Raw genomic sequence first — 24,450 nt, forward strand, 5'->3', positions numbered from 1 at the left:
CACAGCGAAGTCAGAAGCGGTGTGCGCGGGCAGGAACAGACTGGCATTCGCGGGCCGTATCACACCGCCAGACAGGTGGCGTGCTGGCCCTCGGTGCAAACGTACGCCCTTTGCCGCGCGGCTAGCCGCCATCCTTTCGCGTCTTTCCGCCAGACATGACAAGCGCTTTACAGCAACAAGCCTGCCTGGTATCTGGCGCGAACGGTGCGGCCTCACGCGGCGAGGCAGCCGATCGGCGTCACGTTCCGTAATTCACGCTCAGTCATTCACGCTCAGTAATAAGGGTAAGGCGCGTACATCACCGGAGGCGGCGCGACGTACCTCGGCGGGGGCGCGTAGTAGTACGGTTGCGGTGCGTAATAGGCCGGCTGAGGTGCGTAATAGGCGGGCTGCGGCGGCTGTGAGATCGTGTTGCCTTTCGAGGTCATGCACTGCGCGTAGGCCGTGTCGTAGCGCGCCTGCAATCCCGCGGCGGAATACTGCGCACCATTCGCGCCGTTCGCGCCGCCGAGCAACAAGCCGCTGCCCGCGCCGATTGCCGCGCCCGCGCCGGCATTGCCCGCCGCCGCGCCGATCAGCGCGCCGACAGCCGCGCCGCCGAGCGTGCCCAGCGCCGCGCTATTCACACTGTTGGTGGTTGCCGCCTGTGCGGCGGTCCCGTTCGGATCCGTCGAGCGATTCGCGTAGTCGCGGCATGCATAGTCGTCCTGCTGGAACTGGCCGAGCGGCTCGCCGCTGCGCGGCAGGGCAACCACGCTCGGACCGCTCGGCGGCATCACCGCGCAACCACCGAGCGCGAGCGCGACGGCCGCAGCAGGTATGGCGATGCTTATCGACTTGGTGCTGGAGATCATGTTGGTACGCTTCAGAGACATTGGAATTCAAACGTTAGGCCAATCCCTACCATCCTTGGTTACGAGATCGTTACAGAAAGTTTTTCGCTTACATTCGGGCCGCGGCGCCCGCACTGTCTTGTGTCGCGCAGAAATAGCGCATATATCGCCGGCCGGGCGGCGTCATATGAAGTAACGCTTGTAAGCGCCACGGCAATCCGATTTCACACCGCGCGGCCTAAACTGGCTGACGCCAACGCCGCGCGATCCAGCCACCAGAACGCGCAGGCCCGGATTGCATGGCGGCGTCATCCGGCTTGCGCGCCCACATTGGTTGGAGCCGCACCAATCAATACCGTAGAGAAAGAGGATCATTCGATGAACCGGCTCGTTTTCGCAGTTGCAGCGGCTTGCGCAGGCTGCATATCGCCCGTCTTTGCACAGTCGGACGCGCCGTTGCAGAGCAGCGTGCTCGTCGCGCCGGCAAGCACGTTTCCCAGCGCCTCGATCGCGCAGAATTTCCAGTACATCAATCATCCGCCGCCGCCCGCGCCGGCGAGCACGGTTGCGTCCACGGGCGGCACTCGCGGCCATCGGCGCCGGCAGATGTCGGCGGATTCCGATTCGACCGGCGCCGCATCCACGCAACCCTGATTGAACGCGCACAAGCTCTGAATCGGCGCCGAACACGGGTCCGCCGACCTCGCCGCAGTTACCATCTGTGACAAAGCTTGCACTCGTCGCCAGCCCGGCAGGCGCTGACCTGACAATTGTTTCCCATCCCGTTACCGGGTAAGCACCGGAAAAACATCCGTAACCCGCCCTCCGAAGGCCTTCCCTAGCATCGTCGTTACTCCCCGCCTGTTGTCGCGCTGACGATCGCTGATGAACCCTTCGCGTCCCTTTATCGACCGCCCCGTCGCCACCACCCTGCTTTCGCTCGGTCTCGCGCTCGCCGGTATGTTCGCGTTCGTCCGCCTGCCGGTCGCACCGCTGCCCCAGGTGGACTTCCCCACCATCTCCGTGCAGGCGAGCCTGCCCGGCGCCAGTCCGGAAACCGTCGCCAACAGCGTGGCGAGTCCGCTGGAACGGCACTTGGGGCAGATTGCCGACGTGACCGAAATGACCTCGCAAAGCTCGGTCGGCGCAGCCCGTGTCACCTTGCAGTTCGACCTCGATCGCGATATCAACGGCGCGGCGCGCGACGTCCAGGCGGCCATCAATGCCGCGCGCGCCGATCTGCCTTCCAGTCTGAAAAGCAATCCTACCTATCACAAGGTCAATCCCGCCGACGCTCCGATCCTGATACTGGCGTTGACCTCGCACACCTTGCCGCGCGCGAAACTCTACGATCTCGCCTCGACCATCCTCTCGCAGGCGCTCTCGCAGTTGCCCGGCATCGGCGAAGTCGACGTGAACGGCTCGGCGAACCCCGCCGTGCGGGTCGAGCTCAATCCCACCGCGCTCTATCACTACGGCATCGGCCTTGAAGACGTGCGTGCCGCGCTGGCTTCCGCCAATGCCAATAGCCCGAAAGGCATCATCGAAAGCGAAGGTGCGCGCTATCAGCTTTACGCCAACGACCAGGCGCGTGTCGCCGATCAGTACAAGGATCTGATCATCGCGTACCGCAACGGTGCGGGCGTCAAACTCTCCGATGTCGCCGAGATCGACGACTCCGTCGAAGACCTGCGCAACCTCGGCCTCTCGCGCGACAATCAGCCGTCCGTACTGGTCATGCTCTACCGGCAGCCGGGCGCCAACATTCTTCGCACCGTGGACAGCGTGCGCGCGCTGATCAGGCAACTGAAGCCCGCGTTGCCGGCCGACGTCGACGTGCTCGAAGCCTCCGACCGCTCGACCACCATCCGGGCCTCCCTGCACGACACCGAAGCCACGCTGCTGATCGCGGTTGCGCTGGTAATTCTGGTGGTCTTCGCGTTTCTCGGCAGCGGCCGCGCAGCGCTGATTCCGAGCGCAGCCGTGCCGGTCTCGATCATCGGCACGTTCAGCTTCATGTACCTGCTCGGTTACTCGATCGACAACCTCTCGCTGATGGCGCTCACGATCGCGACGGGTTTCGTGGTCGACGATGCGATCGTCGTGCTGGAAAACATCTCGCGTCACATGGAAAACGGCATGACGCGCATGCAGGCCGCGTTGGTCGGCGCGCGCGAAGTCGGCTTCACGGTGCTGTCGATTTCGATCTCGCTGATCGCGGTGTTTACGCCGATTCTGTTGATGGGCGGTATTGTCGGACGGCTGTTTCGCGAGTTTGCGATCACGCTGTCGCTGGCGATTCTGGTATCGCTGGTGGTTTCGCTGACCACCACGCCCGTCATGTGTTCGCTTCTGCTGCGCACACGCGAGGACGCAACCGCCGATCGCGGCGAAGCAAACAACGGCGGTCAGCGCGATGGCTGGCTGCGCTTTCTCGGCGGGCCGCTGCGAGCGCTGCACGGCGGCTACGCACGCTCACTAGAATGGTCGTTGCGTCATCCCTTGCTGTTGCTCGCCATCCTCGCGGCCACGATTGGCCTGAACGTCTATCTGTACATCGTGATCCCGAAGGGTTTCTTTCCGCAGGAGGATACCGGCCGCCTGATCGGCGGCATTCAGGCCGATCAGAGCATTTCCTTTCAGGCGATGGAGCCGAAGCTCAGACAAATCATGAAGATCATCGGCGGCGACCCGGCGGTGGACAGCGTAGTCGGCTTTACCGGCGGAAGGCAGACCAATACCGGTTCGGTCTATGTCGCGCTCAAGCCCTTGTCCAAACGTCACGAAACAGCGGACCAGGTGATTGCGCGTCTGCGTCCGCAGCTCAACGCGGTGCCGGGAGGACGGCTCTATCTTCAATCGGTGCAGGATATTCGCGTCGGCGGACGGCAAAGCAATGCGCAATACCAGTTCACCCTGCTCGGCGATTCGAGCAAGGAACTGTACGCGTGGGCGCCGCAGCTGACGCGGGCACTGCAGGGGCTGCCCGAACTGGAAGACGTCAACTCCGACCAGCAGCAAGGCGGACTGGAAGCCGACATCGATATCGACCGGGCGACGGCCGCAAGGCTCGGCGTCACGCCGGCCCAGCTCGACAACACGCTCTACGACGCCTATGGCCAGCGCCTCGTCTCAACCATCTACAACCCCTTGAATCAGTACTACGTCGTGATGGAGGTCGCGCCGCGTTACTGGCAGCAGCCGCAAACCCTCAACGATCTGTACGTGAGCACCTCGGCCGGCAGCCCGAGTGGCACGCAATCCACCAACGCGGTGGCGGGCACCATCACGGTGGCAAGTGCGACGAACCTGAACGCGGGTACAGGCGGTCCGTCGAACCCCGCCATGCCGCCGACCAGCGCGGGGCCGGTGGTGAGCGCCGGCGGAACGGCGATCCCCACGCAACCGCCGGTGTCGACCGTCACGCCGGCCAGTAGCACAGCGAGCGTGCTCGATGCATCGACGGCCGGCAGCGCGGGCACGAGCACGAGCACGACGGCGACAGCAACGGCACCGTCTATCGGCGCAATGCCGTTTGCGACGATCGGGTCGTCCACAGGCAGCACCGGCACCGCTTCAAGCACGGCGGCTGCTACAACCGCGGCCACGGTCGCCGCCGATTCCGCGCGCAATCTCGCGATCAACTCGATCGCGGCCAGCGGCCATTCGAGCGCATCCGCCGGCGCATCGGTCAGTACCTCGATCGAAACGATGATCCCGTTCAGCGCGTTCGCACGCTTTGGCCCAGGACATACGCCGCTCGGCGTCAATCATCAGGGCAACTTCGTTGCCACCACGATCTCGTTCAATCTGCCGCCTGGCGAGCCGCTATCGAGCGCGGTGGCCGCCATCGACCGGACCATGGCCGAAATCGGCATGCCACCCTCGATTCACGGGAGTTTCGAGGGCACGGCACGCACCTATCAGCAATCGCTGCGCGACGAACCCTTGCTGATCCTCGCTGCCTTGATCGCGGTGTATATCGTGCTCGGCGTGCTTTACGAAAGTTACGCGCATCCGCTGACGATCCTGTCGACGCTGCCCTCGGCCGGTGTCGGCGCATTGCTCGCGCTGATGCTTTTCCACGTCGAATTCACGGTCATGGCCCTGATCGGCGTGATCCTGCTGATTGGCATCGTTAAGAAAAACGCGATCATGATGGTGGACTTCGCCATCGTGGCGACGCGTGAAGGCATGTCCTCGCGCGAGGCGATTTACAAGGCGAGCCTGATGCGCTTCCGGCCCATCATGATGACGACCTGCGCGGCACTTCTTGGCGCGCTGCCGCTCGCGCTTGGCAGCGGCGAAGGCGCGGATCTGCGCCGGCCGCTGGGCATTTCGATTGTGGGCGGCTTGCTCGTGAGTCAGTTGCTGACGCTTTACACGACGCCGGTAATTTATCTCTACGTGGACCGTTTGCGCCTGAGACTGGGCGCGGCCGGCGAGCGCTCGCGCATCAGTGCACAGCGATAGCGCTCCCGCTTCTGTCTGGCACTCTACGGTGAGCCTGCTCACACCACGCGAGCCAGACGCTGCGATAAACAGCCTCGACGTGCTGTGCGAAACGCGCGCCGTCCATCAATGGCGAGGCGGCAAGCCGTGCGCGCAGACTCCCGCGCATTTCACGCAGGCGCGGCAGATCGCGCACCAGCTGAACCGCGGTCTCGACGAACCGCGCGTCGCTGTGCGCCGCGAGTTCGCGCAAACCCAGGTTCTCCAGCTGGCTCAGCCCCGCGCGCCCCACCGACGTAGCGCCCACCCGCGTAACGACCGGAACACCCATCCAGTACGAGTCGAGGCTCGTTGTATGGCCGTTGTACGGAAACGTATCGAGCCCAACGTCGATCTGGTGATACGTACGCAGATAGTCCGCGCGCGGGCGGAACGAAGTGAAGGAAACGCGCTCTGCGCCAATCCCATGATGCCCGAGCCGTTCGAGCAGGCTCGCACGGGCCGCGCCCTCCGGGGCCATCAGCAGGAGCCGGGCGTCCGCCACCTCGCGCATCACGCCGCCCCACAGCCGGAACGTCGCATCGCTCAGCTTGCACGGGTTGTTCAGACAGCCGAACGTCGGATAGCCGTTCGATAACGTGGGCAACGCATTGACCTCCGGCGTGTCGGTCAATGGGTCGTAGCACCAGAATGAATCCGGCAGACGGATCGACTGTTCGCTGTACTGCGCATCGGTGCCGGCCGGGTCGAGCCATGGATCGGTCAACCGGTAATCGATCGCGTCGATGCCGGTGGTCCCCGGATAGGCCAGCCACGCAATCTGCACCGGCGCGGGCTTGCGCGCGAACAGCAGCGGCCGGCCGTCCGCCATGTGCATGGTCAGGTCGATCAGAATGTCGATGCGATCCTCACGGATCACGTGCGCGAGCCGCTCGTCGTTGAGTTCGCGCACGTCGCGCCATACGTCGGCATGTCGCGCCACGCGCTGCGTCACATCGTCGGCACGGGTGACGCTCGCATAACAGAACACTTCGAACTGCTCATGGTCGTGATGCGACAGCAGCGGCAGCGTGAAGAGCGACTGGCAGTGCTCGCGAAAGTCCGGCGACACGTAGCCGATACGCAAACGGCGCGACGGTGTCGCATCGTTCGAGTGCGGTTTGCGCGTGTAGCGATAGCGCGCTTCATGTTGTACCGACCAGCGGCGGCATTCGTCCAGCGGCGGCTGGGGTTGCTCGGCCTGAAAGCTCAACGCATAAGCCAGGTTGCTGTGCGCGACGACGTTCGACGGATCGCACGCGAGGGCGTGGCGATAGCAGTCGATGCCATCGTCGAGGCGGCCCTGATCTTTGAGCACGTTGCCCAGATTGTTGTGCGTGACGGCGTGACGTGGGTCGACGGCGAGCGCTTCGCGCAAATACGATTCCGCCTCGGCGAAACGGCCAAGCATGCGCATCAGCGTAGCGGCGTTGTTGAGCGCGGCCACGAAACCGGGGCGCAGGCGGATCGCCGCGTCGAACGCCTGTGCCGCCGCCTCGCGTGCACCCGACTCCTGGAAGACGATACCCAGGTTGTTGTATGCATCGGCGTGGGTGGGCGCCTGCTCGATGGCCCGCTGATAGGCGAGCGCCGCTTCGCGACGCCGGCCTAGCGCGTGCAGCGCATTGGCCAGGTTATAGGCGGCTTCGGGGAACGCGGGGTCGAGTTCGAGTGCGCGCGCCAGCAACGCAGCGCTCGGCTCGAATTCGCCGCGCCGGTGACGCGCAACGCCGAGGTTCACGAGACCGCACGGCGAATCGGGCGCCACGCGCACCGCTGCCTCGAGCAAGCTCACGGCTTCGTCCAGATGGCCGGCCGACTCCAGCAGCGTGCCGAGATTCGTCAGCGCATTGGCGTCGCCGGGTTGCGCCGCAATCGCGCGACGGTAAGTGGCTTCGGCTGCACTCAAGTCGCCCTGTTGCCTGTAGCAATTGCCCAGGTTGTTCAGCGCGTCGACGTGGTTAGGCTCAAGCGCGAGCAGCGATCCGTAGGTCTCGATCGCGGCGGCAGCTTCGCCGACCGATTGCAGCGCTGCGGCCAGTGCGAACAACGCGTCGATGGAATCGGCTTCGAATGACAGCGCTTGCAGATAGGCGTCGATCGCGTCGGCGAAACGCTCAGCAGCGGCGAACACTTGCCCGCGAACGAAGTGATATCGCGCGTTCGCAGGCGAGCGAGTCAGCGCGTTATCGAGCCAGGCAAGCGCCGCGTCGTATGCGCCGCCTTGCATGTCGAGCACGCCGAGACGGAACATCACATTCGCGTCGTCGGGTGCAATCGCCAGCGCATCTTTGTACAGCGTGCGCGCATGACCGAACTCTCCCGCGAGATGATGTGCCGTCGCGCGTTCCAGAATCTGAGTGGTGTCCATCATGCCCCGCGGGTGAACTGCTGATTCGTCGATGTCACGCTGCCCCGGACCGCTTGTCCGCATCATGTGGATGTGATGCCCTCGCGAGGCAGGCTGCAGGCTGCGCGAAGGGGAATGAACGCCAGCGAACGATAGCTAGCCAGTTCTTACCGATGTTTACCGGTACTCACCCGCTGAAACATCTTGCGATGCAGTGATCCCGCGCCCAGCCGGGCGGAGAAACAGCGTGGAAACCGCGGAAGTGCGAGGCTGTAAGCGAGCACGGCAGGCGCGCTGGGCATACCCAGCACGGTGCACGCCATGCTTATACGATGAGAACCGGGAGGACGATTCTTTCGATGCTGAGACCGTAAGCTTTCGACAAGACCCAGTCCTTAATTCGGAATGCCGACGAAGCTTGCCAACTGCAAGAAATATTCAGTAATCCGTCAGTAACAATGCGCGTGAATCGAGAAAGATTTGACGCGCGAAAGCGACACAGTAGAGCCCTGCAAACGCCCGCGCCTGGTCGTGCCTGGGTCCGCGTCTGGCTATCCACCTAGCCGCCGCGCACGAGCTTGTGGCGGCGGCCACGCACTCCATCATCGCGATCCGGACGCGCCTAGAACCTGCCCGTTCACGGTTTGACCGTACATCGAGTACGGCGAGTCGTGGAATTTTGCGCGCGTCGCTGCGACTGAGCCCTTGAAACGCGGATCCTGCGGACGTTCATGGCTATCCATAAACGTTGCCACGTCCCACGCCTGCTGGTCCGTCAGCGTTCCCGCCACGCCGAGCGGCATATTCGCCTTGATGAAACCGGCTGCGTTCTGAATGTCGCCCATGCCCGCGCCCCAATTGAACGACTGAGCGCCCCATAGCGGTGGGAAGACGGTTTGTCCGCCACTCGACTGGCCTCGCCCATCGGCACCGTGACATAAAGCGCAGTGCTGCGCATAAACGGCGCTCCCTCTCGCGTAGTCAGCCTTCTGGGCAGGTGCGGGAAGTTTGGGATAGCCCTGTCCCGGCAGCTTTTCACCGATGGGCGCACCTTTCGCGAGCCAGTACGCGTACGACTCCAATGCCACCAGCACTGGATCGCCCAGCGGTGGCGCCTTACCGTTCATGCTGTACATGAAGCATCCCTGAAGACGCTCAGCGAACGAGTTCACATGACCGTTCTTGCTCCGGTAAGCCGGATACAGGGGATAGGCGCCCCATAGCGGACTCGAATTCGCCTTGCGGCCCGCATCGAGGTGGCAACTGGCGCAGTTCAGCGTATTGCCGACGTACTTCCCGGCGAACGTTTGGGTATGCGTGAATATCTGCTCGCCCAGTTTGGCCGATTCGCCGAAACCGTCCGTCGGCATGCTCGATTCTGCTGGAGGCGTGAACGGCTTGACGGGCTTGACCGGCGACGCTGCCGGAGCTTGCGCCGAAGAAGCGGACAACGCCAGCGTCTCGCCGCTCGCAGCAAGGCACGAACCGGCCATGACACTCAACATGCCAGCGGCCACGCCGCGATACAACCCGATTCGATCGATCATTGCTTGCTCCCGTTCGCGGACGTTGCTTCGGCCGGAGCGCCAGTTCCGCTGTAGTAGGCGGCGACCGCGGTGATATCCGTGCTGGAAAGCTTGCTCGCGACAGCCGGCATCAGTGCCATGGGCCCAGGCGGCCGGGTGCCGCTCTTCCAGCTGTTCAACTGGCTCGCTATATAGGACGCGGGCTGGCCGGCCAGCGGCGGGAACGTGGCACCCACACCGACTCCACCCGGCCCATGGCATTGCACACAGGCAGGCAGACCGACGTCCCAGCGTCCGCGCGTGGCGATCCATGCGCCAACGTCAGAGGGCTTGACCGCCCCGTTCTCGCTCGCCTTTATGCCGGCAGGCGGCGGCAGTCCGGCAAAGTACTGCGCAACCGCGTCACGCTCGCCTGCGGACAGCAATTTCGCCATCGGCTGCATGATCGGGTTCTGGCGGCTCCCGTCGGCAAACGCCGTCAACTGGGCCGACAGATAGGCCGCACTGACGCCAGCGAGACGCGGGAAGCCGGCCGCAGCGTTGCCCTCGCCCTTCGCACCATGACAACTGATGCACGCGGCGACACCGCTCGCCGTGCCATGCATCGCGATGGCTTGCCCGCTACTCGTGTTCCCGGCGTGAGCACCGGACATCGTCAATACCGTGCTCGCCAACGCCAGGTGCATGATCAACCCTCTGCGCCGCGCTCTCATGACCGAATAGTTCACATCGTCTCCTTCAGATTGTCGCCAGTTGCAACCCGCTCCTGGTCTTTTATTGGTCGCCGGCCAGCTAGCGTTCGGCTGTTTTCGTCGAATCGCCACGGCGCTTCACTGCGTGGCCGAACTGGACGCCGGTTCGTACTTGCCGAAGCCGTATCGCTGGAAGATCCGGAATGCGGCAGGCGATTGTATGAAGCTGAGCCACCGGCGCGCCGCCTGCGGGTGCGGTGCGCCGTTGACCTGCGCGCCGGCGTAGATCGCGGTCGTGTTTTCATCGGCGGGAATGTCGACATGAGCAAGAGGATGCCCGATCTGTTCCTGGAACAAGGCTTCGGACTTCCAGAGCACACCCGCGTCAGCGCGATCCTGCATCAGGAACAGCGCCGTTTGCCGGTGATGTATCTGCGTCAGTATGGTCGATCCGTCGCGCACCTTGTCCTCATAGACGGCCTTGGCGAGTGCGTCGCCGCCCGCTTTCACCAGCGACGCCTTGATCTGCCGCGTCACGCCTTCAAATTCCGGGTTGGGCATGGCGAGCCGCAACTCGGGCCTTGCCAGATCCTTGAGCGACGTGACGTGCTGAGGATTGTCCCGACGAACCATGATCGTCAACTGATTCGTTACGTAGGGAACCGCGGGACCCGTTAGCGTGCCGTCCGCTATGAGCTCTTTAACCTTCGCCAAACCGGCGAAATAGGCATCGGGTTTGATCGTCCACGTCATATTGCCGACCGTGATCGTGCCGCCTGCTTTCATCTGCTTGACCAGCAAACCGGGAGGAATTGTTTCCCAGAAAATCCGCCCGCGATAGTCGGGATTGTCTTTCTCGAACTGCGCGACGAGCGGCGCCATCGCAAAGAAATAGTTGCCTCCCACGAACAGCACAAGCTTTGGCGATGACAGGTTGCCGTGAAAATCGGCCAGCACGTCGACCTGCGGGACTGTGAATTCGAGTCCCCGATCGAGCGAATCGTTGTTTTCTCCATGCTGCCACGGCGGGAAAACGTCGGCCTCTGCCGAAGCCGAAGCCGCGGACGCAGATGCAGATGCAGATGCAGATGCGATTCCAACGGTACAGCAGAGCGAGCACAGCGAGGCCGCAAGCGTTAGCCGCAAGAACCGCCGGGCCCCATGCAATGGCTTATGAGCGCGAGTGAATGCCATGGAGGGTCCTTAACTTGCGTAGTAAAAACCGGCTTGCTGGAGTTCGACCAGGGTCGCCACCGCGCCGGGTGTCACGATCGCGCTCGGGATGACATGGTTGGTCAGATCGGCTGCAAGCGCATCCAGCGCCAACTTGTCCGGATTCACGTTGGCGACGAGCAATCGCTCCGCCAGCTCCCAGATGGCGTTATGACACGACAGAAAGACCGCACCTCGTTTCAGCAACGCCGAAATGCTGTTGTCGTGCGATGAAAAGGCGCCTTCGGCGCTTTCATGATCGCCGTTACCCATTGCCTCAGCCGGCTTGCTGTCGAGCAGTGTGTTGGTTGCAAGCTTGTTGCCGCTCATTTTCGCGAGGCCGTACTTGTCCCACGCCGCCTGGTCGAACAGGGACAAATGGGCCGACCCATGCGTGGCCGACACCACGAGAAAATCCGGATGCCTGTACGACCAGATCTGTGCATTGAGGGAATTGCGCATCAGATTCAGCCACGGTCCGCCAAGCTCGGTGTTGTCCCACACCTGTTTTGGCCCGCCTCGATACCCGATAACGGCAGACAGCGCCTCATGATCCCATTGGTCGGGACGCTCGAGAATCATGGGTACCGTTTTGAAGTCACGCCGCCTGGGCGCCGCGGCCAGCCGTTGAGTCAATTCGGTCAGATTGTTGGCCCCGCCGGGCAGCAACGACGCCGCGTCGGCGGCAATTGCCTGCGATTGGCCGGTGGCGCCCAAGAGCGCCGTGCCGGCAGCAAGGCCAAACGTCTTTAACGCATTGCGGCGGGTAGTCTGGTTAGTCATGCCTGTCTCTCCTTGTTGTTGTTCGAACAGTCGATGCCGCGAGAATGCGCGCGCACGAGTGATTCAACCGGCATGGCGGCAATCGTATTAACGTTTGGCAAGTCTAGGGATATCTGAGCGATAAAAGAAATCGTGAATTCAGATTTAATGTATTTGCGTGGCCGATGATTCAACCGGCGGCTGGCCGCGCCAACGCTCCAGACGCCCAAAAAGCAGAAAGCCCTCGCGAAGGAGGGCTTTCCGTTTTACTACCTGTTCCAGACTTCATTGCAGCGAACTATGCGGATTTTCAATTTACCTGGAAATCCGAACTATCCTGTCACGCTGCATCCGGCAATCTCACGCGAAATTCTTCGACGCGAATTCCCAGTTGACGATGTTCCAGTACGCTTCAACGAACTTCGGACGCGCATTGCGGTAGTCGATGTAGTACGCGTGTTCCCACACGTCGATCGTCAGCAGCGCCTTCGCGTCCGTGGTCAGCGGCGTAGCGGCGTTGCTCGTCGACACCAGGTCGAGCGAACCGTCGGCCTTCTTCACCAGCCATGCCCAACCCGAACCGAACGTGCCGACTGCGGTCTTGGCGAATTCTTCCTTGAACTTCTCGAACGAACCCCACTTGGCGTTGATCGCATCAGCCAGCGCGCCGCTCGGCGCACCGCCACCTTGCGGCGACAGGCTGTTCCAGAAGAACGTGTGGTTCCACACTTGCGCAGCGTTATTGAAGACGCCGCCCGATGCCTTCTTGACGATCTCTTCGAGCGACAGGTTCTCGAACTCCGTGCCCTTGATCAGATTGTTCAGGTTGGTCACATAGGTCTGATGGTGCTTGCCGTAGTGATAATCGAGCGTCTCTTCCGACATGTTCGGAACGAGTGCGTTTCTGGCGAACGGCAGCGGCGGGAGCGTATGTTCCATGGTGCTTTCCTTCAGTCTGTATCTGTTGTGGGGGAGTCTGCGGATAACGCTAGTGAGCACTCGATTGTAGGCGAGTTGGAATAACCCCGCAAACCAACGGACTTTATGTCCGGCATCGGCGAACATGCCGCACACATAGCGTAATTAGTGCTTTCGCATGAGTTGTGCCTGCCCTGCGCGGCTGCCGAAAATTCGCCTTCGGGCCGCTACCGGCGACACGTTAGAAACCGTCGGTCAGGCGCGGCTGCACATCGGCGAGGGCAATGTCCGCGGCCCCTTCGGCGAGATGCACCGTCAGGCGCCGGCCCGGCTTCAGCGCCGACGGCGCGCGCACCGCGCGGCCGCTCTGCGCATCGAGCACGGCGGCATAGCCACGCTCCAGCGTGCGCTGCGGACTCAGCACTTCGAGCCGCGCGGCCAGCGTGCCGATACGCGCGGACTGACGTTCATGCTGGCGTAACAATGCAGCGTCCAGACGTTGCGAGAGCGTGCCGAGCTTCGCCTGATGCGCGGCGAGATCGGGGCGCCAGCGCTGCCAGCGCATCTGCAGCAGAGAAAATCGCGCTCGGGCGTCACGCACGGGACGCGCGCCCGCCGATGCGAGGCGCGCGCTCAATTGCTGCAAATGCGTGCGCTGCCGCGCAAGCCGCTCGGCCGGCGACACCAGCCGGCGCGCGAGCCAGTCGAGTTGCTGGGCGCGCCGCTCCATCATGCGGCCGAAACCGCGGGCAAGCGTTGCATGCCGATGATCGAGCTCGCGCAGCAACAGCACGCGCTGCGGGCTGACGAGTTCGGCGGCGCCGGTGGGCGTGGGTGCGCGCACGTCGGCGGCAAAATCGGCGATCGTGAAATCGGTTTCGTGCCCCACGCCGCTCACCACCGGTATTGCGCTCTCAGCGATCGCGCGCGCCAGCACCTCTTCGTTGAACGCCCACAGGTCTTCAATCGAACCGCCGCCGCGGCACACGATCAGCACATCGACTTCGCGCCGCGCGTTGGCGGCGTCGACCATGTCGGCCAGCTTGACGCTCGCGCCCACGCCCTGCACCGGCGCCGGATAGACGATCACCGGAATATGCGGCGCGCGACGCGACAAGGTAGTCAGGACGTCGCGCAATGCAGCCGCCTGGAGCGACGTCACGATGCCGATCGCGCGCGGATGGGCCGGCAAAGCACGTTTGCGTTCGGCGGCAAAGAGACCTTCGGCCTCGAGTTGCGCTTTCAGCTTGAGAAAGGCTTCGTAAAGCCGCCCTTGCCCGGTACGGCGCACAGCCTCCACATTCAGTTGCAACTCGCCGCGCGGCTCATACATCGTCACCAGCGCGCGCACTTCGATGCGGTCGCCTTCGCGCGGCGTGAACTCGGCATGCTGCGCGCGGCCGCGGAACATCACACAGCGCATCTGCGCCTGCGCGTCCTTGATCGAGAAATACCAGTGACCGCTTGCGGCACGCGTGAAGTTCGACACCTCCCCCGCCACCCAGACGAGCGGAAACGAGCGTTCGAGCATCGAGCCGATCGCCCGGTTGAGCGCGGAAACGGGGACGACAACTTCACCGCCGGGCGTAGCCGGCGAAGCAAAAGGGCTTTCGGGATTCATGCGAGGAATGTCTGTGACTGGCCGGACAGACGATAGACCGAGTGGCCATCGGCGTCCAGCCCGGCGGATGAATTGTTAAAAGTGTCCACATGCCGGGACCCGTTAGACAAATGCCGCCCAGATCGCCCGCCAGGCCGCACGAATTGGAAGCATATCGTTGATTTATATGGGATTTACATCTCATTAAAGAGAACGATTACCGATACGGAGCGCTCGCCACGGCCTTTCCAGCCGATCGACGGGGCGGTTCTCCACAAAGTTATCCACAGGCTGTGGGCCTCGCCCGCAGCTGCGGCTTGCCGCGCGACGCCGCGCGCGTGACTTGCCGGGCACGACGCCAGCGCGCTAGAGTGACGGGTTCGACAGCATGCCGAAAGCCCCACGGGGGCTCGCGATTGCTGCAGACTGGCGGCACCCTGCGCGAGTCCATTGGCCGCTGCGGCCGGCTGCCCTCGCCTCATCTTTTTGCTGCACTTTTCGATTGTCCGGAGAACCGCGTTGATGCTTGCCCCGCGTATTGCACCTGGCACACCTGGCGCTTCCATGCCGCCGCCCCGCCCTCTTCGGGCGTGCGGTGCATCGCCCGTCCTTGCGGCTCGCCAATGAGTGGCCTGAACGATCGTTTCGAAGCACGCCTTGCGCGTGAATGGCAGCAGCGTGGCCCCCTCGCGTGGGCCCTGACGCCTTTTGCGTGTGTGTTCGGTGCGATTGCCGCCGCGCGCCGTGCCGCTTTCTCGTTCGGCTGGCTGAAATCCGTGCGCATTGGCGTGCCGGTGGTCGTGGTCGGCAACGTGACGGTCGGCGGCACCGGCAAGACGCCGACCGTCATCGCGCTGGTCGAAGCCTTGCGCGCCGCCGGCTTCAAGCCTGGCGTGGTGTCGCGTGGCTATGGCGCGCGCGTCAAGGCGCCGACGCCGGTTCTCGCCAGCTCGGCGGCGAGCGTCGGCGGCGACGAACCGCTGCTGATCGCGCGCCGCACCGGCGCACCGGTCTGGGTCTGCCCGGATCGCGTCGCGGCCGCGCAGGCGCTGTGCGCCGCGCACCGTGACATCGACGTCATCGTCAGCGACGACGGCCTGCAGCACTATCGCCTCGAGCGCGACGCCGAACTGGTGGTCTTCGATCACCGGCTCGGCGGCAACGGTTTTCTGCTGCCGGCCGGCCCGCTGCGCGAGCCGCTGTCGCGCCGCCGCGATGCGACGCTGGTCAACGATCCTTACGCCCGCACGCTGCCCCCGTGGCCGAACACGTTCGCGCTGCGACTCGCACCCGCCGACGCCTGGCATCTCGACAACCCCGCCTTGCGCCGCCCGCTCGCTCAATTCAGCGGCGATCGCGTGCTGGCCGCGGCCGGCATCGGCGCGCCGGAGCGTTTTTTCGCCACGCTGCGCGCGGCCGGTCTCACGCCCACCACCCGGGCGCTGCCGGATCACTACGCGTTCGAGCGCAATCCCTTTACGGACGTCGACGCCGACACCATCCTGATAACCGAAAAGGATGCGGTAAAATTGGGGTCCTGGCACGACGCGCGCATCTGGGTTGTCCCTGTCGAAGCCGCGCTCGATCATCGCCTCATTGCACTAGTTGTGGAGAAAGTCCGTGGACGCTCGCCTGCTTGAAATTCTCGTCTGCCCGATCTGCAAGGGCCCGCTTAGCTACGATCGCGCTGCGCAGGAACTGATCTGCAACGCGGACAAGCTTGCCTATCCGATCCGCGACGGTATTCCCGTGATGCTGGTCGACGAAGCGCGCCAAACTGTCGAAGGCACGCCGGTCGATCTGAATCCGGGCTCGGTTGCCTGAACGGGCATTGGCCCGGCGCGGGGCATAGGTGCGCGGCAGCGAGATCCGGTGCGTGCCGCCTCCCTGATCCGCGATTGCCTGTCCTGCTTGCCCCGTCCGTCATCTCATTTGCCATTTTTCCCATCAGCGCTCGCAGTGCACTACTTGTAAGCGCTTCCTTCCGGTTTCATCGCCGCTCGCTCTTCCGATGACCAACGCTAACGTCACCGCTCCTCCGTTCGTCGCCGTCGTGCCGGCCCGGCTCGCCTCGACGCGCCTGCCCAACAAACCGCTCGCCGACATCGGCGGCAAGCCCATGGTGGTGCGGGTTGCCGAACGCGCACGCGAATCGGGCGCGCAACAGGTGCTGATCGCCTCCGACGCACAAGCGGTGCTGGATGTGGCCCGCGAACACGGCTTCGAAGCCGTGCTGACGCGCGCCGATCATCCGTCGGGCACCGACCGCCTCGCGGAAGTGGCCGCGCAGTTCGGTTGGAGCGACGAGACGATCGTGGTGAACGTACAGGGCGACGAGCCGCTGATCGATCCGGCGCTTGTGCGCGGCGTGGCGTCGCACCTGGCGTCGAGTCATGGTTGCGCGATCGCCACCGCCGCGCACCCGATCACCGATCCCGCGGAAATTTTCAACCCGAACGTCGTCAAGGTCGTGCTCGACGCGCGCGGCGTCGCGCTGTACTTCTCGCGCGCGCCGATTCCATGGGCACGCGACGCGTATCAGCCGCATTGGCCCGATGTGGCGTCGATGCCCACGCCGCCGGCACCCGCGGTCGTCTACCGGCATATCGGCCTGTACGCGTATCGCGCCCAATTCCTGCGCACGTATCCGGGTCTCGCTATTTCGCCGATCGAACAGGTCGAAGCGCTCGAACAGCTGCGCGCGATGTGGCACGGCGAGCGGATCGCGGTGCTCGTCACTCAGGACGCGCCGCTGCCCGGCGTCGACACGCCCGCCGATCTCGCGCGCGTGCAGGCTTTATTCGGGGCGTGAGCGTAAAAACCCATGGCATAATCGGACGGTTATGCGCGCCTCCCGTTTAATGCGAGAGCCAGGGTTTGCCCCGGTCGCGCCGTTGTCGTCTTGCAGCGCCGTCATTGTCGACGTGCAGCGCGAGACACGAAACGGCAGCCGACGCGGGTCCCTCGGCGAATCGTGGGATGGCTGCAGCGCTACCAAAGAATTCACATAGATCTGGAGATATCACATGCGTTTGATCCTTTTGGGTGCGCCCGGCGCGGGCAAGGGCACTCAGGCAAACTTCATCAAGGAAAAGTTCGGCATTCCGCAAATTTCCACCGGTGACATGCTGCGCGCAGCCGTTAAGGCAGGCACGCCGCTCGGTCTCGAAGCCAAGCGCTTCATGGACGCTGGCGAGCTGGTCACAGACGAGCTGATCATCAATCTGGTCAAGGAACGCCTGCAGCAGCCGGACTGCGCGAACGGTTATCTGTTCGACGGTTTTCCGCGCACCATTCCGCAAGCAGAAGCCATGAAGCAGGCCGGCGTCGCGATCGATTACGTGCTGGAGATCGACGTGCCGTTCGACGAGATCATCGTGCGGATGAGCGGCCGCCGCTCGCATGCGGCGTCGGGCCGTACGTATCACGTCAAGTTCAACCCGCCCAAGGTTGAAGGCGTGGATGACGTGACGGGCGAACCGCTGATCCAGCGCGACGACGACAAGGAAGAAACGGTCAAGAAGCGCCTCGACGTGTACGTTGCGCAAACCAAGCCGTTGATCGAGTACTACAACAACTGGGCGCAGAACGGCGACCCGGCAACCCCATTGACGGCGCCGCAATATCGCCGCATTTCGGGCCTCGGCACGGTCGAAGAAATTCGCAACCGCGCGTTTGATGCGTTGAAGTAATGCCGCATCTGGCGCTGTCGTACGAAAAACCCGCCCATGCCGGCGGGTTTTTTTATTGCTTGCGACAGACGCGGCGTGTAGCCGCAACCAGCTGGTTCGCCATGTCCAGAGTTAATTAGCCCTCCGTACCAGTTTGATGGCACTGCCGGGCCGCCCGCACGGACTCCTGCCGGTTAGTACCCACTTCACTTTCCGCATTGCAGCATAGCCGTTACAATCGATCATCGAAAAAATATTCGATCGAGACATTACTGAACCGAAGCAAAGGAGAAGACATGGAGATTCGTGACAACGTATTCCTGATCACGGGTGGTGCATCAGGTCTGGGCGCGGCCACGGCGCGCCTTTTCGTCGAAAACGGCGGCAAGGTGGTGCTCGCCGATCTGAATGTGGACGCAGGCGAGGCGCTCGCGAAGGAACTCGGCGGCGTGTTCGTCAAATGCGATGTGAGCCGCGAAGACGACGCCACGCAAGCGGTCGAAGCCGCCACCAAACTCGGCACGCTGCGCGGCCTCGTGAATTGCGCGGGCGTTGCGCCCGCCATCAAGACAGTCGGCAAAGACGGCCCGCATCCGCTCGAGTCGTTTTCCCGCACCATCTCCATCAATCTGATCGGCACCTTCAACATGATCCGGCTCGCCGCCGCGGCCATGTCGAAGAACGAACCGAATGCAAATGGCGAGCGTGGCGTGATCATCAACACGGCGTCGGTCGCGGCTTACGACGGTCAGATCGGCCAGGCTGCTTACGCGGCGTCCAAGAGCGGCGTGGTCGGCATGACCTTGCCGATTGCCCGCGACCTGTCGCGCAATGCAATTCGTGTCATGACGATTGCACCGGGCATCTTCGAAACGCCCATGCTGCTCGGCATGCCGCAGGAAGTGCAGGACGCGCTCGGCGCCATGGTGCCGTTCCCGCCGCGTCTCGGCAAACCGGCAGAGTACGCGATGCTGGCCAAGCAGATCTTCGACAATCCGATGCTCAACGGCGAAGTGATTCGTCTGGATGGCGCGATCCGGATGCAGCCAAAGTAACCCGGCTTCCAGCCGGCCGCTTTACGCGGCTGCGGTAATAAAAAACGCCTGCGCTTGAATCAACATGACTCATGCGCAGGCGTTCTGTTTTGAACGATTGAAACGTTTTTAGTCGTGATCGTCGTACTGGGTGCGTTGACGCAGTTCGTGCAACTGCGACTCCACCACGGTTGCGTCTTCCGCGTCCGGCCGGTCGCCCAGATAGCGTTCGAGATCCTCGAGCGCAGGGCGCAGATAATCGAGCCGCGCATAGGCAAAACCGCGATCGCGTACTTCCTCGATACTTTCCGGCAACAGGATCACGAGACGCTGCTGCACCGCCAGCAGACGCTGCCAGCGTTCCGTCTGAAGATAAGTCGACTTCAGATTGCGCAGCATGCGGGCGATGATCTCGCGGCGCGTGGCCGGTTGCAGCAACATACGCAGCGCCCGGCTCACCGACTCGCCCGCCGACGCCACATACGGCTCCAGCATATCCACCATCTGCGATTCGGACAGCGAATGCCCGCTGGTCGGGTCGAGCATCACGTCGCCATCCGGCGTTGTCACGCGCAACAGAAAGTGGCCCGGAAACGACACGCCGCGCGCCGGAATACCCAACTGCTCGGCCATCTCCAGATAGAGCACCGCCAGCGAAATCGGAATGCCGCGGCGGCGTTTCAGCACGACATTCAGATGACTGTTGTCGGGGTCGTAATAATCGTTGAGATTGCTGGCGAAACCCAGCTCGCGGAAGAAGAACCGGTTCAGAATGCCAACCTTTTGCCGGATGTCGGCGTCGTCCGGCATGCGGCGCTGCAAACGCACGACCAGCTCGTCGATCTCGGCCAGCGTGCCTTGCAAATCGAGATCGGGATAAGCGTCCTGCGCGAGCGAGAGCGCCGCCTCGGTCAGCGGCAGGCTGTCATCTTCGGCAACCAGCGTACTGAAATAGTCGAGAACTCGCGTCATCGTGATCACTTCACTCGCCTTTTGAAATACGCGTACTTGAAGCCCATCAGCCAAAGCATACCGAAATATAGCGCGGCGAACAGAACGAGGCACGCCCCCAGCAACACGATTCGATCGACCGGCCGGCTATGCAGACCGATCCAGTCGAAGCTGATCGCGAGCCAATGCATCGCACCGGCCAGCACCAGACAGGCACCGAGCAACTGCACGAAGAACTTCAGCCAGCCTTTGGACGGCGTATAGATGCCGCGCTTGCGCAACCCGAGGAACAGGAACAGCGCGTTGACGCAAGCACCCAGCCCAACGCTCAGCGTCAGGCCCGCATGCGCGAAAATCGGCACGAACAGATAATTGCTTAACTGCGTGACGATCAGCACGCCGACGCCGATCTTCACCGGCGTCTTGATGTCCTGCTTCGCGTAGAAACCGGGCGCGAGAATCTTGATGAGAATCAGGCCGATCAGGCCGATGCCGTACGCAGACAGCGCGCGGCTGACCATCACCACCGAATTGCCGTCAAACTTACCGTAGTGGAACAGCGTTGCGGTGAGCGGCTGCGCAAAGAAGAACAGGGCGACGGCGCTCGGTGCGGCCAGCAGAAAGGTAACGCGCAACCCCCAGTCGAGCAGCGACGAATATTCGTGCGAATCGGCATCCACGTGCGCCTTCGACAGACTCGGCAACAGGATCGTGCCGAGCGCGACGCCGAGCAGCGCGGTCGGAAACTCCATCAACCGGTCAGCGTAATTGATCCAGGAAACGGCGCCCGGACCGATGCGTGATGCAATATTGGTGTTGATGATCAGGCTGATCTGCGCGACCGACACGGCGAACATCGCCGGCACCATCTTCGAGAGGACCCGCTTCACGCCGCGATGCGCGAGCGCTTTCAGCGGATTCAGGCCGATGCGCGGCAGCATGTCGATCTTCTTCAGACCGGGCAGTTGCACGACGAATTGCAGCACGCCGCCGGCGATCACCGCCCACGCGAGCGCATAAACCGGCGTATGCAGGCGCGGCGCGACAACCACCGCCGCGAAGATGAACGCGACGTTCAGCAGGACCGGGGCGAAGGCGGGCAGCGAAAAGTTCTTGTACGTATTCAGCACGCCGGACGCCAGCGACGTCAGCGAGATGAAAATGATGTACGGGAACATGATGCGCGTCATCGTGACCGCGAGCGCATAGGCCTGGCCTTCGTGCGCGAGCCCTGATGCGACGATGAACACGACACCCGAGGCCCCCACCACGCCGATCAGCGAGAGAATCGCGAGCGCCCAGGCAAGCACGGTCGACGTGGCGTCGACGAGCGCCTTGGTGGCATCGTGTCCTTGCTGGTTCTTGAACTCGGCGAGAATCGGCACGAAGGCCTGCGAGAACGCACCCTCAGCGGAGATGCGGCGCAACAGGTTCGGAATGCGGAAGGCGACGTAGAACGCGTCAGTATATTGACTGGCACCGAACGCACGGGCGATCAGCGTTTCGCGGGCCAGTCCGGTCACGCGCGACAGCAGCGTGAAGCCGCTGACCGTCAGCAGGGCTCGGAATAGATTCATGGGGCGCTTATTATACGGGTGCCGCAGGGGCGAACGACGAGCCAGAACGCGAATCGGACCGATTTGCGCCGCAGACGTTCGTTCGGATTGGCGAATTGGACCGGTTTTGTTTGTTTTTCGTTTGTTTTTTGCTGCCCGCTGCGCGCCTTGCGTGGCGAGTCAGCCTTCCGCTTATCCGTTGCAGCACGTTCGCCGGCACGCCCGCAGGCCACCCGCCCCCTGTCAGGGTCGATAGAATCCCGGACCTCGCCCAGCGGCTCGACACACCGGAATTGACGATTCCCCGTTGCCACGTGTCTGATTTTGTTGCTATAATCGCCGGTTTCGAAGCTCGCTCAATTTTCGGCCGGGGTTCAGGTCGGCGCCAAACCGCCTCTCCTATCCTCGAAACACACCGGAACACGGGCCCGCCTTCGCGTAGTCCGATCGATTTTTTCGACACTTTTTGCGCTCTTGGGCAATCGCTTCCAAGAGTTCGATCTAAAAGCAGCACCTCACCACTTGAAGGTCAGGTACTGGAAACAGGAACAGGATAAGGAACCGTCATGGCTAACTCCGCACAAGCACGCAAGCGCGCCCGCCAGGCCGCCAAGGCAAACTCGCATAACTCGGCACTGCGCTCGAAGTTCCGCACGGCTATCAAGGCTGTCCGCAAGGCAATCGAAGCCGGCGACAAGGCCAAGGCCGTCGAGATCTTCCAGGCATCGTCGAAGACCATCGACATCATCGCCGACAAGAAAATCGTTCACAAGAACAAGGCAGCTCGTAACAAGAGCCGTCTGGCTGCAGCCCTGAAGGGTCTGCAAGCGCCTGCAGCGCAGTAAATTCGGTCAGCTCGCTTCGGTGGGCTACCTCCTGTTTCCGCTGCAACGGAAAGGCTCGCTTCGGCGGGCTTTTTTGCTTTGTACCGACTCAACCGGATACTGACTTACGCTCGCTCGCGATTACGTTCGCTCGCGAGCGAGGCGGCATTATGTCGAAGCCGCCGCATTGAGGTCACCCACCTCGAATCCCCTGCTTCAGACGCAAAAAAACCCGCTACGGCGGGTTTTTGCTTTTTTTGCCGATCCGGCAGACACCTGCTAGATCACATGCCTTTTTTCTTGCGGCGCGGGGTGCTCGAGTTGCAACTCGCACGCCTCAGTCACGACGAGATCGTTGTCTTTCGCGAAGTTCAGAACAAAATCGAAGGCCATCGGCTCAATATCGCGCAAGCGCGAATCGAGAATCACGCATTTGAGGTCGCCGATCATGGTGGGCCGCACGTACAGCGAATATTGCAGGTAAGCGTTCGGCCCCTTGCCGCCCGGGCTGGGACCAAAGCATGCCATGACGCCTGCGAGCCGCTCCGACCAGTCGCTCGGCCGAAACTTTTTCCCGGTCGACGTGATGCCCTGAATGAAATATTCGGTTGGAGCTGCTTCGGCCATGTAGGAATACCTGTGTGACTGCCCAGCGGGATGACGGCAAAGCGGCTTTGGGATGCCTGAACACGTGGCCACGCCTGATTGGCGAGCTGCGCCGCCAGACACAACGAAGGACCGGATAAGCCGCCTTGGCGCTCATCATGACGGCGCACCGCGAGGAAACTTTCCGGAGCGCGCGTGCCGTGTCCCGCAAGCTGAATACCGGCCTGCTGGGCTTAGGGATAACCGGTAGATTATAGCGCAGTGGACCTTTTTCCGCAGCGCACACAAGCCCCGTTTGAGGGTTGCAAAAGGCTTTCGGGCAGCTTGCCCGGCCTTTTGGCCGACTCGTCAAACGGGGCGAAATCCTTTATGCTGCATAGAGTTACCACAAACGACGGCGGCGCCGTCCGGCAATCCTGCCGGGTGAGACCGCCGTATTTGTTTCATGACCGCCAAGAAAATTCGCCACTATCTGCAGTTCAAGGATTTCTCGCTGGACGACTACGAGTACGTGCTGGAACGCGCGCGCATTCTGAAACGCAAGTTCAAGAACTACGAGACCTACCACCCGCTGCACGACCGCACGCTGGCGATGATCTTCGAGAAAAATTCGACACGCACGCGCCTGTCGTTCGAAGCCGGCATCTTCCAGCTGGGCGGTCACGCCGTCTTCATGAGCACGCGCGACACGCAACTCGGCCGCGGCGAACCGATCGAAGACGCAGCGCAAGTGATCTCGCGCATGGTCGACATCATCATGATCCGCACGTTCGGCCAGGACATCCTCCAGCGCTTCGCCGAAAATTCGCGCGTGCCGGTGATCAACGGGCTGACCAACGAATATCACCCGTGCCAGGTGCTAGCGGACATCTTCACGTACTTCGAGCATCGCGGTCCGATTCGCAACAAGACGGTCGCGTGGGTCGGTGACGCGAACAACATGCTGTACACGTGGATCGAAGCCGCCCAGATTCTCGGCTTCAAGCTGCGCCTGTCCACCCCGCCGGGCTACAAGCTCGACCCCGCCATGGTCGCCGCTGAAAGCGCCCCGTTCTATCAGGAATTCGACGATCCGAACGAAGCCTGCACCGGCGCCGATCTGGTTACCACCGACGTGTGGACCAGCATGGGCTTCGAAGCAGAAAACGAAGCGCGCAAGAAAGCCTTCGCAGACTGGTGCGTAGACGCCGACATGATGGCGCGCGCCAATGCCGATGCATTGTTCATGCACTGCCTGCCCGCCCATCGTGGCGAGGAAGTCAGCGCGGAAGTGATCGACGGCCCGCAAAGCGTCGTGTGGGACGAAGCGGAAAATCGTCTGCACGTGCAAAAGGCGTTGATGGAATACCTGCTGCTCGGCAAGCTCAATCACTGAGCGAGCCGCTGTTCAGCACCTTAAGCAGCACCTGCGTGAAGCGCGACGG

Annotated in this window: 20 protein-coding genes; 9 read left to right on the forward strand and 11 right to left on the reverse strand. The window is 62.7% G+C overall.

What is annotated here, in order from left to right; translation table 11 throughout:
• Window positions 1-272: 272 nt before the first annotated feature.
• Complete coding sequence (locus BCY88_RS38340) at window positions 273-854, reverse strand: glycine zipper family protein (protein ID WP_120349478.1); 582 nt, start codon at window positions 852-854, stop codon at window positions 273-275.
• 357 nt (window positions 855-1,211) lie between these two features.
• Here BCY88_RS38340 and BCY88_RS38345 point away from each other — a divergent pair, with 357 nt between their 5' ends.
• Both BCY88_RS38345 and BCY88_RS38350 read left to right on the forward strand, forming a co-directional pair.
• Window positions 1,212-1,487 (forward strand): hypothetical protein, encoded by a 276-nt coding sequence (locus BCY88_RS38345; RefSeq protein WP_120349290.1) that lies wholly within the window; start codon window positions 1,212-1,214, stop codon window positions 1,485-1,487.
• 231 nt (window positions 1,488-1,718) lie between these two features.
• Window positions 1,719-5,306, forward strand: a complete 3,588-nt coding sequence (locus BCY88_RS38350; protein WP_120349291.1) for an efflux RND transporter permease subunit — start codon at window positions 1,719-1,721, stop codon at window positions 5,304-5,306.
• Here BCY88_RS38350 and BCY88_RS38355 read toward each other — a convergent pair.
• The 7 genes from BCY88_RS38355 to xseA form a co-directional block, all read right to left on the reverse strand.
• Window positions 5,290-7,698 carry a tetratricopeptide repeat protein gene (locus BCY88_RS38355; protein WP_259461669.1) on the reverse strand — a complete coding sequence of 803 codons (2,409 nt, stop codon included), beginning with the start codon at window positions 7,696-7,698 and terminating at the stop codon, window positions 5,290-5,292. The genes BCY88_RS38350 and BCY88_RS38355 overlap by 17 nt on opposite strands.
• A gap of 578 nt (window positions 7,699-8,276) precedes the next feature.
• Complete coding sequence (locus BCY88_RS38360) at window positions 8,277-9,179, reverse strand: c-type cytochrome (protein ID WP_310796149.1); 903 nt, start codon at window positions 9,177-9,179, stop codon at window positions 8,277-8,279.
• Window positions 9,180-9,217: 38 nt separating this feature from the next.
• Entirely contained in the window at window positions 9,218-9,886 is a 669-nt protein-coding gene (locus BCY88_RS38365) for a c-type cytochrome (RefSeq protein ID WP_259461692.1), read from the reverse strand.
• Window positions 9,887-10,030: 144 nt separating this feature from the next.
• On the reverse strand, window positions 10,031-11,086 hold the full coding sequence (locus BCY88_RS38370; protein ID WP_183081553.1) for a substrate-binding domain-containing protein: 1,056 nt from the start codon (window positions 11,084-11,086) through the stop codon (window positions 10,031-10,033).
• A gap of 9 nt (window positions 11,087-11,095) precedes the next feature.
• Complete coding sequence (gene tetH, locus BCY88_RS38375; RefSeq protein WP_120349294.1) at window positions 11,096-11,887, reverse strand: thiosulfate dehydrogenase; 792 nt, start codon at window positions 11,885-11,887, stop codon at window positions 11,096-11,098.
• Between the two features lie 339 nt (window positions 11,888-12,226).
• A complete protein-coding gene (gene sodB, locus BCY88_RS38380; protein ID WP_120349295.1) occupies window positions 12,227-12,805 on the reverse strand; it encodes a superoxide dismutase [Fe] in 579 nt (192 codons plus the stop codon).
• Window positions 12,806-13,025: 220 nt separating this feature from the next.
• Window positions 13,026-14,405, reverse strand: coding sequence for an exodeoxyribonuclease VII large subunit (gene xseA, locus BCY88_RS38385; RefSeq protein ID WP_120349296.1), 1,380 nt, complete (start codon window positions 14,403-14,405; stop codon window positions 13,026-13,028).
• A gap of 602 nt (window positions 14,406-15,007) precedes the next feature.
• Here xseA and lpxK point away from each other — a divergent pair.
• The 5 genes from lpxK to BCY88_RS38410 all read left to right on the forward strand — a co-directional run bounded on the left by lpxK (window position 15,008) and on the right by BCY88_RS38410 (window position 19,110).
• Entirely contained in the window at window positions 15,008-16,024 is a 1,017-nt protein-coding gene (gene lpxK / locus BCY88_RS38390; protein ID WP_120349297.1) for a tetraacyldisaccharide 4'-kinase, read from the forward strand.
• Complete coding sequence (locus BCY88_RS38395; RefSeq protein ID WP_007180583.1) at window positions 16,005-16,208, forward strand: Trm112 family protein; 204 nt, start codon at window positions 16,005-16,007, stop codon at window positions 16,206-16,208. Before lpxK ends, BCY88_RS38395 begins: the two co-directional genes overlap by 20 nt.
• 187 nt (window positions 16,209-16,395) lie before the next feature.
• On the forward strand, window positions 16,396-17,196 hold the full coding sequence (gene kdsB / locus BCY88_RS38400) for a 3-deoxy-manno-octulosonate cytidylyltransferase (protein ID WP_120349298.1): 801 nt from the start codon (window positions 16,396-16,398) through the stop codon (window positions 17,194-17,196).
• Between the two features lie 214 nt (window positions 17,197-17,410).
• Window positions 17,411-18,076, forward strand: coding sequence for an adenylate kinase (gene adk / locus BCY88_RS38405; protein ID WP_120349299.1), 666 nt, complete (start codon window positions 17,411-17,413; stop codon window positions 18,074-18,076).
• Between the two features lie 275 nt (window positions 18,077-18,351).
• Window positions 18,352-19,110, forward strand: coding sequence for a 3-hydroxyacyl-CoA dehydrogenase (locus tag BCY88_RS38410; RefSeq protein WP_120349300.1), 759 nt, complete (start codon window positions 18,352-18,354; stop codon window positions 19,108-19,110).
• A 108-nt stretch (window positions 19,111-19,218) separates the two neighbouring features.
• On the opposite strand, the gene BCY88_RS38415 is transcribed toward BCY88_RS38410, so the two are convergent.
• Together BCY88_RS38415 and murJ are read right to left on the reverse strand one after the other, a co-directional pair.
• On the reverse strand, window positions 19,219-20,061 hold the full coding sequence (locus BCY88_RS38415; protein WP_120349481.1) for a SirB1 family protein: 843 nt from the start codon (window positions 20,059-20,061) through the stop codon (window positions 19,219-19,221).
• A gap of 5 nt (window positions 20,062-20,066) precedes the next feature.
• Window positions 20,067-21,617 carry a murein biosynthesis integral membrane protein MurJ gene (murJ, locus tag BCY88_RS38420; RefSeq protein WP_120349301.1) on the reverse strand — a complete coding sequence of 517 codons (1,551 nt, stop codon included), beginning with the start codon at window positions 21,615-21,617 and terminating at the stop codon, window positions 20,067-20,069.
• A gap of 545 nt (window positions 21,618-22,162) precedes the next feature.
• On the opposite strand from murJ, the gene rpsT reads away from it, so the two are divergent.
• The gene (gene rpsT / locus BCY88_RS38425; RefSeq protein ID WP_054034306.1) at window positions 22,163-22,441 is read left to right on the forward strand and encodes a 30S ribosomal protein S20; all 279 of its coding nucleotides are present in this window, start codon (window positions 22,163-22,165) and stop codon (window positions 22,439-22,441) included.
• A gap of 258 nt (window positions 22,442-22,699) precedes the next feature.
• Here the strand turns inward: rpsT and BCY88_RS38430 are convergent, their stop codons facing one another.
• Window positions 22,700-23,047 carry a DUF3579 domain-containing protein gene (locus BCY88_RS38430; RefSeq protein WP_120349302.1) on the reverse strand — a complete coding sequence of 116 codons (348 nt, stop codon included), beginning with the start codon at window positions 23,045-23,047 and terminating at the stop codon, window positions 22,700-22,702.
• 424 nt (window positions 23,048-23,471) lie between these two features.
• Between BCY88_RS38430 and argF the strand changes: the two genes are divergently transcribed.
• Entirely contained in the window at window positions 23,472-24,401 is a 930-nt protein-coding gene (argF, locus tag BCY88_RS38435) for an ornithine carbamoyltransferase (protein WP_120349303.1), read from the forward strand.
• The last annotated feature ends 49 nt before the right edge of the window (window positions 24,402-24,450 follow it).

Origin of the sequence: Paraburkholderia fungorum (genome assembly GCF_003610895.1) — a bacterium.
In the GTDB taxonomy this organism is placed as follows: domain Bacteria; phylum Pseudomonadota; class Gammaproteobacteria; order Burkholderiales; family Burkholderiaceae; genus Paraburkholderia; species Paraburkholderia fungorum_B.

What these genes read in the sequence shown, in the direction of transcription:
- BCY88_RS38340 (WP_120349478.1), bottom strand. Translation starts at nt 854, where the DNA reads ATGATCTCCAGCACCAAGTCGATAAGCATCGCCATACCTGCTGCGGCC.
- BCY88_RS38345 (WP_120349290.1), top strand. Translation starts at nt 1,212, where the DNA reads ATGAACCGGCTCGTTTTCGCAGTTGCAGCGGCTTGCGCAGGCTGCATA.
- BCY88_RS38350 (WP_120349291.1), top strand. Translation starts at nt 1,719, where the DNA reads ATGAACCCTTCGCGTCCCTTTATCGACCGCCCCGTCGCCACCACCCTG.
- BCY88_RS38355 (WP_259461669.1), bottom strand. Translation starts at nt 7,698, where the DNA reads ATGATGGACACCACTCAGATTCTGGAACGCGCGACGGCACATCATCTC.
- BCY88_RS38360 (WP_310796149.1), bottom strand. Translation starts at nt 9,179, where the DNA reads ATGTTGAGTGTCATGGCCGGTTCGTGCCTTGCTGCGAGCGGCGAGACG.
- BCY88_RS38365 (WP_259461692.1), bottom strand. Translation starts at nt 9,886, where the DNA reads ATGCACCTGGCGTTGGCGAGCACGGTATTGACGATGTCCGGTGCTCAC.
- BCY88_RS38370 (WP_183081553.1), bottom strand. Translation starts at nt 11,086, where the DNA reads ATGGCATTCACTCGCGCTCATAAGCCATTGCATGGGGCCCGGCGGTTC.
- tetH (WP_120349294.1), bottom strand. Translation starts at nt 11,887, where the DNA reads ATGACTAACCAGACTACCCGCCGCAATGCGTTAAAGACGTTTGGCCTT.
- sodB (WP_120349295.1), bottom strand. Translation starts at nt 12,805, where the DNA reads ATGGAACATACGCTCCCGCCGCTGCCGTTCGCCAGAAACGCACTCGTT.
- xseA (WP_120349296.1), bottom strand. Translation starts at nt 14,405, where the DNA reads ATGAATCCCGAAAGCCCTTTTGCTTCGCCGGCTACGCCCGGCGGTGAA.
- lpxK (WP_120349297.1), top strand. Translation starts at nt 15,008, where the DNA reads ATGAGTGGCCTGAACGATCGTTTCGAAGCACGCCTTGCGCGTGAATGG.
- kdsB (WP_120349298.1), top strand. Translation starts at nt 16,396, where the DNA reads ATGACCAACGCTAACGTCACCGCTCCTCCGTTCGTCGCCGTCGTGCCG.
- adk (WP_120349299.1), top strand. Translation starts at nt 17,411, where the DNA reads ATGCGTTTGATCCTTTTGGGTGCGCCCGGCGCGGGCAAGGGCACTCAG.
- BCY88_RS38410 (WP_120349300.1), top strand. Translation starts at nt 18,352, where the DNA reads ATGGAGATTCGTGACAACGTATTCCTGATCACGGGTGGTGCATCAGGT.
- BCY88_RS38415 (WP_120349481.1), bottom strand. Translation starts at nt 20,061, where the DNA reads ATGACGCGAGTTCTCGACTATTTCAGTACGCTGGTTGCCGAAGATGAC.
- murJ (WP_120349301.1), bottom strand. Translation starts at nt 21,617, where the DNA reads ATGAATCTATTCCGAGCCCTGCTGACGGTCAGCGGCTTCACGCTGCTG.
- rpsT (WP_054034306.1), top strand. Translation starts at nt 22,163, where the DNA reads ATGGCTAACTCCGCACAAGCACGCAAGCGCGCCCGCCAGGCCGCCAAG.
- BCY88_RS38430 (WP_120349302.1), bottom strand. Translation starts at nt 23,047, where the DNA reads ATGGCCGAAGCAGCTCCAACCGAATATTTCATTCAGGGCATCACGTCG.
- argF (WP_120349303.1), top strand. Translation starts at nt 23,472, where the DNA reads ATGACCGCCAAGAAAATTCGCCACTATCTGCAGTTCAAGGATTTCTCG.